The organism is Aeromonas sp. QDB25 (assembly GCF_027707725.1).
Lineage (GTDB): Bacteria > Pseudomonadota > Gammaproteobacteria > Enterobacterales > Aeromonadaceae > Aeromonas > Aeromonas caviae.
The window spans coordinates 1-6,511 of the sequence record NZ_JAPCIZ010000126.1 but is presented as its reverse complement, the minus strand read 5'-3'; the positions used below and the strand labels follow the sequence as shown (position 1 = coordinate 6,511).

Below are 6,511 nucleotides of genomic sequence, written 5' to 3'. Positions count from 1 at the left end.
GTTCTGGTGGATGTGCCGGCCCAGGCCTTCGGGCAAGTCCACCAACTGAAATGTCTTCAGCCGCTCGATGTGTTCCAGCATGTGCCGAGAGTTGGGTTTCAGCGGTGCCTGCCGCAGCCAGGTCAACCAGGTGATGCTGCTGCCGGCCTTGAGCTTAAGCAACTCGTCCAGCTTGGCCCGATGCGAGTCGGTGAGAGGTTCGACCAGGGCGCGGTAGACCCGCCGATTGGCCCGTGCAATGGCCTCCGAGCAAGCCCGGTCGATCACGCTCAACGCCGGCAGGATGCGTCGCTTCTGCCGCAGGCTCTCCAGCGCCTGGCCGGCCAGCAGCAAGCCCTTGTCGGTCTGCTGGGCCAGTTCGGTCAGCTCGCGCACCAGGGCGCGGAAGTCGGACAGGCCGAACGGGGCCAGTTGAAGGTAGGTGCGCAGTTCCTGGGCGTGCTCGCGACGGGTCACATCGCGCTCGCCGTACTTCGTCCAACTCGCCGGATCGGTCTGGACTTGCTTGGCCACCCACAGGATGACCGGTTCGGGCAGCTCGCTGTCAGTGCCCAACGCATAGCCGGGGTAGCGCAGCAGGCAGAGTTGCACCGCAAAGCCCAGACGGTTGGCGTCGCCGCGCCGCTGGCGGATCAGTGACAGGTCGGAATCGTTGAAGGTGTAGTAGCGGATCAGGTCATCCTGGCTTTCCGGCAGCGCAAGCAGGGTGTCCCGCTCCGTGGCCGAGAGGATCAAGCGACGCGGCATGTGTCAGTCGTCCGTGCGGAGGTACTGGTAGAGAGTTTCGCGGCTGATGTTGAACTCGCGGGCGAGCTGCGCCTTGGGCTCACCTGCCGCCGCCCGCTGCCGCAGGGTAACAGTCTGCTCGTCGGACAGGGCCTTCTTGCGGCCCCGGTACGCGCCGCGCTGCTTGGCCAGGGCGATACCCTCGCGCTGCCGCTCACGGATCAGAGCGCGCTCGAACTCAGCGAAGGCCCCCATTACCGACAGCATCAGGTTGGCCATCGGCGAGTCCTCGCCGGTGAATACCAGCCCCTCCTTCAAGAACTCGATGCGTACGCCGCGCTGGGTCAGCTTCTGCACCAGGCGGCGCAGGTCGTCGAGGTTGCGGGCCAGGCGATCCATGCTGTGCACCACCACCGTGTCGCCCTCGCGGACGAAGCTCAGCAGCGCTTCGAGCTGGGGGCGCTGGGTGTCCTTGCCGGATGCCTTGTCGGTGAACACCTTGCTCACCTGGGTCTGTTCCAGTTGGCGTTCCGGGTTCTGGTCGAAGCTGCTGACCCGGACGTAGCCGATGCGGTGCCCCTGCACGATGTCTCCTTGGTTGAAGGCGGCTTATGTGCACTTTCTGTTCCGTTGCGCCCAAACCCCGTTTCTGTCAGGCTGAAATCTATAACCTTCGCGGGCATGTGTCAAAAAAATGCGAAAGATGACTCTATTCTGACGAAGCGGCGCGGCCTTGCCTGACATCCAGTTAGGGTATAGCCTAGATTGACATGCGCGATGCAACCCTTAACTTGCTTGCACCTATCGTTTCCATGCTAGCTTTATCGTAACGCTAAGGAAGCTCTGAAAAAGCCCATGTTTCGCGAAATCACCGCTCTGTAACCCGCATGGTTGCTGGGATGCATTTCTCGAGCGGGGGCTTTTTCAGACCTTCCTTAGCTTAGCGTACGATTTTTTCCGAATTCTGCGGTTCCCCCTGGAAGACCTACGCAAGTTGGGCCAGCTCAGAGGTGGAATCAACGAAGGCGAGCGAATGAGGCATCTTTTCTGGCGTCTTAACTTTCTCCTTCTCTCCGGGGCAACAAACAGCGCCCAGATGTACCATGAGGCCGCCGCTCTTTCCTCCGAGCTGGATACTCGTTGGTCTTACCGCTCCAAAGAGCTTATGACGCTCTACAGCAAGGCGAAATCCTATGAGGCTGGGGAACGTGTCGAGTTCGGCGGAAAGTCGTTTGCACCGCTATACACGCCCAAAAACGACACGCTGATCAACCTATTCCAGATCTCACAGCAAGAACAAGAGCAACTGAAGACGATTATCAGCACTGACGAGGCTCAGAAGCGCCGCAGAGAGCGCGATAGACTGCGTGATGAAGAACGTCGCCGCGCCGCTGGCCAGCTTGAGCGTGAAGCCTATGAAGCCAACTCATTGAGCAGGCAAAAGCCCTGGGAAGCTATGGGCATGAGCCGGGCTAAATGGTATCGCCTGGGCAAGCCTTCACCTCAACAAAACAGTGAGACAAGTCCCTCCCCTATTACTAATGGCGAAGCCTCAGCGGTTGCCCTTCAGGCGGCCAGGTGTAAAGCCGTTTAGATGGCTATTTCAAAGTGAGTGAGATTTCGTAACGGATGGCAGCCCTAGAGGCTGCTTTCTTTTGAGGGGTTAGCAGGCGTATAGCCATGCTGGATCTCAGTCTATCACTACCTGCTTAATATTCCACCTTTAGATCCGGCAGCAGTTCGACCAGGTGGCCAACTTACCAGGCACCGGCAGCAGCTCGACCGGGTGGCCAAGTTCAGATCTGGACGCCAGAAGGAAATCAACCAGGTGGCCAACTCACCAGGCATCGGCAGCAGCTCGACCAGGTGGCCCATTTCGTACGTACGAAATCAGGCGACGCTATGCGAAATCTTGGCGGCAATCCCCCGCGACTACGTGATTTTTTTAACGTAGAGCGCGCTTTTTCTTGCCATAGTAGGCCATTTTGGCCTATAATCTTAATTAAGAAGACCGGGCACCCGCCACGGTCAATACCGGAGAACTCCGATGATCCACACAGCTAACCGCACCTTTCACCAACTCTATCGAGAATGGATACGCGAACGCCGCGAGCATATGCACAACGTTTTGACCTGGGAGCGTGATCGTTACGGTGCTCGCCTCGTCGGTCTGTTTTATCGTTACTGCAAGGTGGCCAACCCCTTTCCCCGTTGCACTCTGAATACTCGGATCAACTACCGCGCCCATGCGGTGAATCTGCCAGATTGGCCAGCCCGCAGCCTGGAGCTGAATAAAATGTGGCTCAGTTGGAGAGAAAAAAAGTAGGCCGATTTGGCCTATTTTTTATTGTACCCGCTTGACACAATAGGCCAAAATGGCCTATTATATATCTCAGAAGGCCGGGCACCCGCCACGGTCAATACCGGAGAACTCCGATGATGCAAACAGAACTTAATCCCCTGATCTGCTCCCTGGTCGCCACCCCTCGCCGTATGGCTGCAATGCCCCGCTATGTAGGCCGTTTCTATGTGGTTTTCGAGTCGATGCTTTACCAGCAAATGAAAGGGCTCTGCCGCGAGTATCGCGGGGCTTATTGGCTTATGTGGGAGCTGTCGAACGGCGGCTTTTATATGGCTCCTGGGCGTCGTGATGAAATGCTGAACATCGAGGCCATGAACTACTTTAGTGGCCAAATGAGCGCCGATGCTGCCGGGATTACCGCTTGCCTCTACCTCTATAGCCATCTGTCATTTCACACAGAAGGCGCTGACCAGGAGCGGTTTTCAAGGCTGTATCACAGCTTGCGGGATTGGGCTTGTGAGCATGACGAAAAAGAGGCCATCTTGGCCGCAATAGACTAGCAACAGAAAGCCCCGGTGATGGCCGGGGCTCTTAAAGGAGGTGCATAGGTAGAAAAAGAAATGGTGCCCCTGGTATGGCTGCAACCAATCACAGGGGCTTTCACCGGTCAATTTGAGGATAAACGCGATGAATACGGATATTGTATCACTTGCAAAACACATTGGCGACGCTCTGACGGCCCGCCGCCCCGTTCATATGCCGCGCATGAAGATGCGGGAGCTTGGCTTGCTCTTGATTGAACTGAAGGCGTATCGGGAGGCCGCCGCGACCGTTACCCATTGATAAAAAAGCCCCGGCATTGACCGGGGCTATTTGAGGATTTATCGCATGATTAGACCTGAAACGCTTAGGCCGTTCGCTGAAGATTGGCAGGCTCCAACCGCCGATGAAATCAAAGAGGTGTTGGAGCTGATTAGGCAACGAAAAGGGCTTAGTAAGCCTCTCAGTGGCGTTGATGTCGCTGATCTCGTTGGTTTGCCTGGTGAGAGAGGCAGCGGAAAGGGAACCCGAACCTTCAGGCGTTGGGTGAGCAAAACCAACCCTAGCCCTATTGCTTATGGTGCCTGGTCTATCTTGGCCCACCTGGCAGGTTTCGGGGCTATATGGGACGCTGACCGGGATTGAAACCATGACCGAACATAAGGCCGAACGTGCTCCCTGGGGAGACTTCCCGGCAGTAGTGAGGAACGGCGATCTAAAGGATCTCTCTAAAGAACCTGAATACGAAGCCGCCAAACATGGCGACCACAAGGCGATGAGCTATAAGCGCATGAAGCCGGCCGAGGACGAATTGCATTGCGAGATCAAGGCGCTGCTTGATCGCGCCAAGGCTACCGACGACCAGGAGCGTAACGAGCCGGAGCTGGACATTCCTGCCGAGATTTCTCGCCGCGAGAAGCGCCTGGAGGCGATCCAGGCGGCAAAGGCGCGCCTGGAAGCGCGCCAGCGTGAAGCGGACCAGGCCCGGGGGCGCAGCGAAGACGATGGCCGCCGGCCTCGCCATCCGGATGGCTCGGACAAGGGCGGTGGCTCGTACAAACGCGAGTTTGGTGTGCCGGATGACCGTGATCAGGAAAGCTTCACCGATCCGGACAGCCGGATCATGAAACACGCCGGTGGTGGCTCCGAGCAGAGCTACAACGGGTACACAGCGGTCGATGCCGAGCACCAGATCATCGTGGCGGCGGAGTTGACCAACTGCGCCGCGGACAGTCAGGCGCTGCTGGGCATGCTGGCAGCAGTTCAGGCCAACACCGGAGAAATGCCGGCCCAGACGCTGGCGGATGCGGGATTCCGTAGTGAGGCTGTTCTGGCAAAGGTCGCCGATCACCACGGCGATGTCATCGTTGCCCTCGGCCGCGAGGGACGTGAAGATGCCAAGGTCAATGCCAAGACCCATCCGCATACGGCGGCGATTGCGGCGAAATTGAAAACGGAGCAAGGCGATGCAGCTTACCGCCGGCGCAAGTCGATCGTGGAGGCTCCGAATGGTTGGATCAAGGCGGTGATGGGATTGCGTCAGTTCAGCATGAGGGGCCTGGACAAGGTGCAAGCCGAGTGGAAGCTCGTCTGCATGGCGCTAAATCTGAGGCGAATGGCGTATCTGTGAGGGCGAAGGTTAAATGGGGCGGCTCAAATGCACCCCAGTCGTCATAACACGCCGCGCGCCGCAAGATTGGTATCCTTGGCGCCGACGCCTTGCCAATTGCAGAGAGCGCCGCCGCCATCGTCAGTGCTCTACAGAAAACCGGTCACACGGCTCTGCCGCGCAGACTCCTAGCCTAAATGTGACAGTGGTTGGTAATCCATGCCGCCCGCAAGGGCGGCGGTGGTGGGCCAATAGATGATTTTCAGAGCCTTACTGCCCGTTGACGCCCAATCCCTCGAGCGCGAGTCTAGCCGCAGCGGCGATGACGGCCTCGCTGTGCTTGTCATCCTTGTTAGGCGCCCGGGTGTAGACGGCCAACACAATAGGTGCGCGCCCAGTGGGCCAGACGACGGCATAGTCATTTGCCGTGCCATACACTCCGCAGGTTCCGGTTTTGTCTCCGACTGCCCAGTCTGCCGGCACCGCCGCGCGGATGCGGTGGTTGCCGGTCGTGTTTCCCTTTAGCCAATCAACAAACTGCTGCCGCTGCGGCGCAGCCAGTGCAGAGCCCAGTGTCAGTTTTTGTAAGCTTTCCGTCACGGCGCGCGGCGATGAGGTATCGCGCGCATCGCCTGGGATGGCGGAGTTCAGCTCCAGCTCCCAGCGGTCCAGACGGAACGTGGTATCGCCGATAGAGCGCATGAAGGCCGTCAGCCCGGCCGGGCCGCCCAACTCCTTCAGCAACAAATTGGCGGCGGCGTTATCACTGTATTGCACGGCGGCCGCGGACAGCTCCGCCACCGTCATGCCTGTTGTCAGATATTTTTCCGAGATGGGTGACCACGGAACCAGCGCATTTTTGCCGTAACGGATGGGTGTGTCCAGCAAGCCGGCCTGCTGCTGGCTGCGAGCCAGCACAGCGGCAGCAAGAAAGCCCTTGAATGAGCTGCACAGTGGGAAGCGCTCCTCAGCGCGGTAACTTACAGTTGCGCCTGAGCCGGTATCCATCGCGTACACACCGATGGAGCCGCCAAAGTCCTGTTCGAGTTTAGCGAATGGTTCCGCGACGAGGTTGGTCAGCGCGGTGGCAGAAAAGCCAGCCAGCGGCCATGAGAGACAAGACAGCAGAACTAGACGGCGATACAGTGACATCAACGATATTCCTTGTTTGAAGGTGGAGCTAGTTAAATTAAAAATGAAGTTTTAAATCAATCTAAAGTATATATGAGTAAACTTGGTCTGACAGTTACCAATGCTTAATCAGTGAGGCACCTATCTCAGCGATCTGTCTATTTCGTTCATCCATAGTTGCCTGACTCCCCGTCGTGTAGATA

The 6,511-nt window shown here is 57.9% G+C and carries 7 protein-coding genes and 1 pseudogene; 5 read left to right on the top strand and 3 right to left on the bottom strand.

Annotation, left to right across the window (positions count from 1 at the left end; genetic code table 11):
- Both PG883_RS22250 and PG883_RS22245 read right to left on the bottom strand, forming a co-directional pair.
- On the bottom strand, positions 1–747 hold a 747-nt coding region (locus PG883_RS22250), incomplete at its 3' end, for a DUF4158 domain-containing protein (RefSeq protein WP_270808226.1).
- A 3-nt stretch (positions 748–750) separates the two neighbouring features.
- Positions 751–1,311 (bottom strand): recombinase family protein, encoded by a 561-nt coding sequence (locus tag PG883_RS22245; RefSeq protein WP_033958617.1) that lies wholly within the window; start codon positions 1,309–1,311, stop codon positions 751–753.
- A gap of 448 nt (positions 1,312–1,759) precedes the next feature.
- On the opposite strand from PG883_RS22245, the gene PG883_RS22240 reads away from it, so the two are divergent.
- The 5 genes and pseudogenes from PG883_RS22240 to PG883_RS22215 form a co-directional block, all read left to right on the top strand.
- Complete coding sequence (locus tag PG883_RS22240) at positions 1,760–2,320, top strand: replication protein (protein WP_014343471.1); 561 nt, start codon at positions 1,760–1,762, stop codon at positions 2,318–2,320.
- 453 nt (positions 2,321–2,773) lie between these two features.
- Complete coding sequence (locus PG883_RS22235; RefSeq protein ID WP_013213990.1) at positions 2,774–3,052, top strand: hypothetical protein; 279 nt, start codon at positions 2,774–2,776, stop codon at positions 3,050–3,052.
- Between the two features lie 110 nt (positions 3,053–3,162).
- Positions 3,163–3,588 carry an antirestriction protein gene (locus tag PG883_RS22230; protein ID WP_013213989.1) on the top strand — a complete coding sequence of 142 codons (426 nt, stop codon included), beginning with the start codon at positions 3,163–3,165 and terminating at the stop codon, positions 3,586–3,588.
- Positions 3,589–3,715: 127 nt separating this feature from the next.
- Entirely contained in the window at positions 3,716–3,871 is a 156-nt protein-coding gene (locus tag PG883_RS22225; RefSeq protein ID WP_013213988.1) for a hypothetical protein, read from the top strand.
- A gap of 463 nt (positions 3,872–4,334) precedes the next feature.
- A pseudogene (locus PG883_RS22215) lies at positions 4,335–5,198 on the top strand (IS1182-like element ISKpn6 family transposase); the annotation flags it as partial.
- 249 nt (positions 5,199–5,447) lie between these two features.
- Here the strand turns inward: PG883_RS22215 and PG883_RS22210 are convergent.
- On the bottom strand, positions 5,448–6,329 hold the full coding sequence (locus PG883_RS22210; protein WP_004199234.1) for a carbapenem-hydrolyzing class A beta-lactamase KPC-2: 882 nt from the start codon (positions 6,327–6,329) through the stop codon (positions 5,448–5,450).
- Positions 6,330–6,511: the final 182 nt, after the last annotated feature.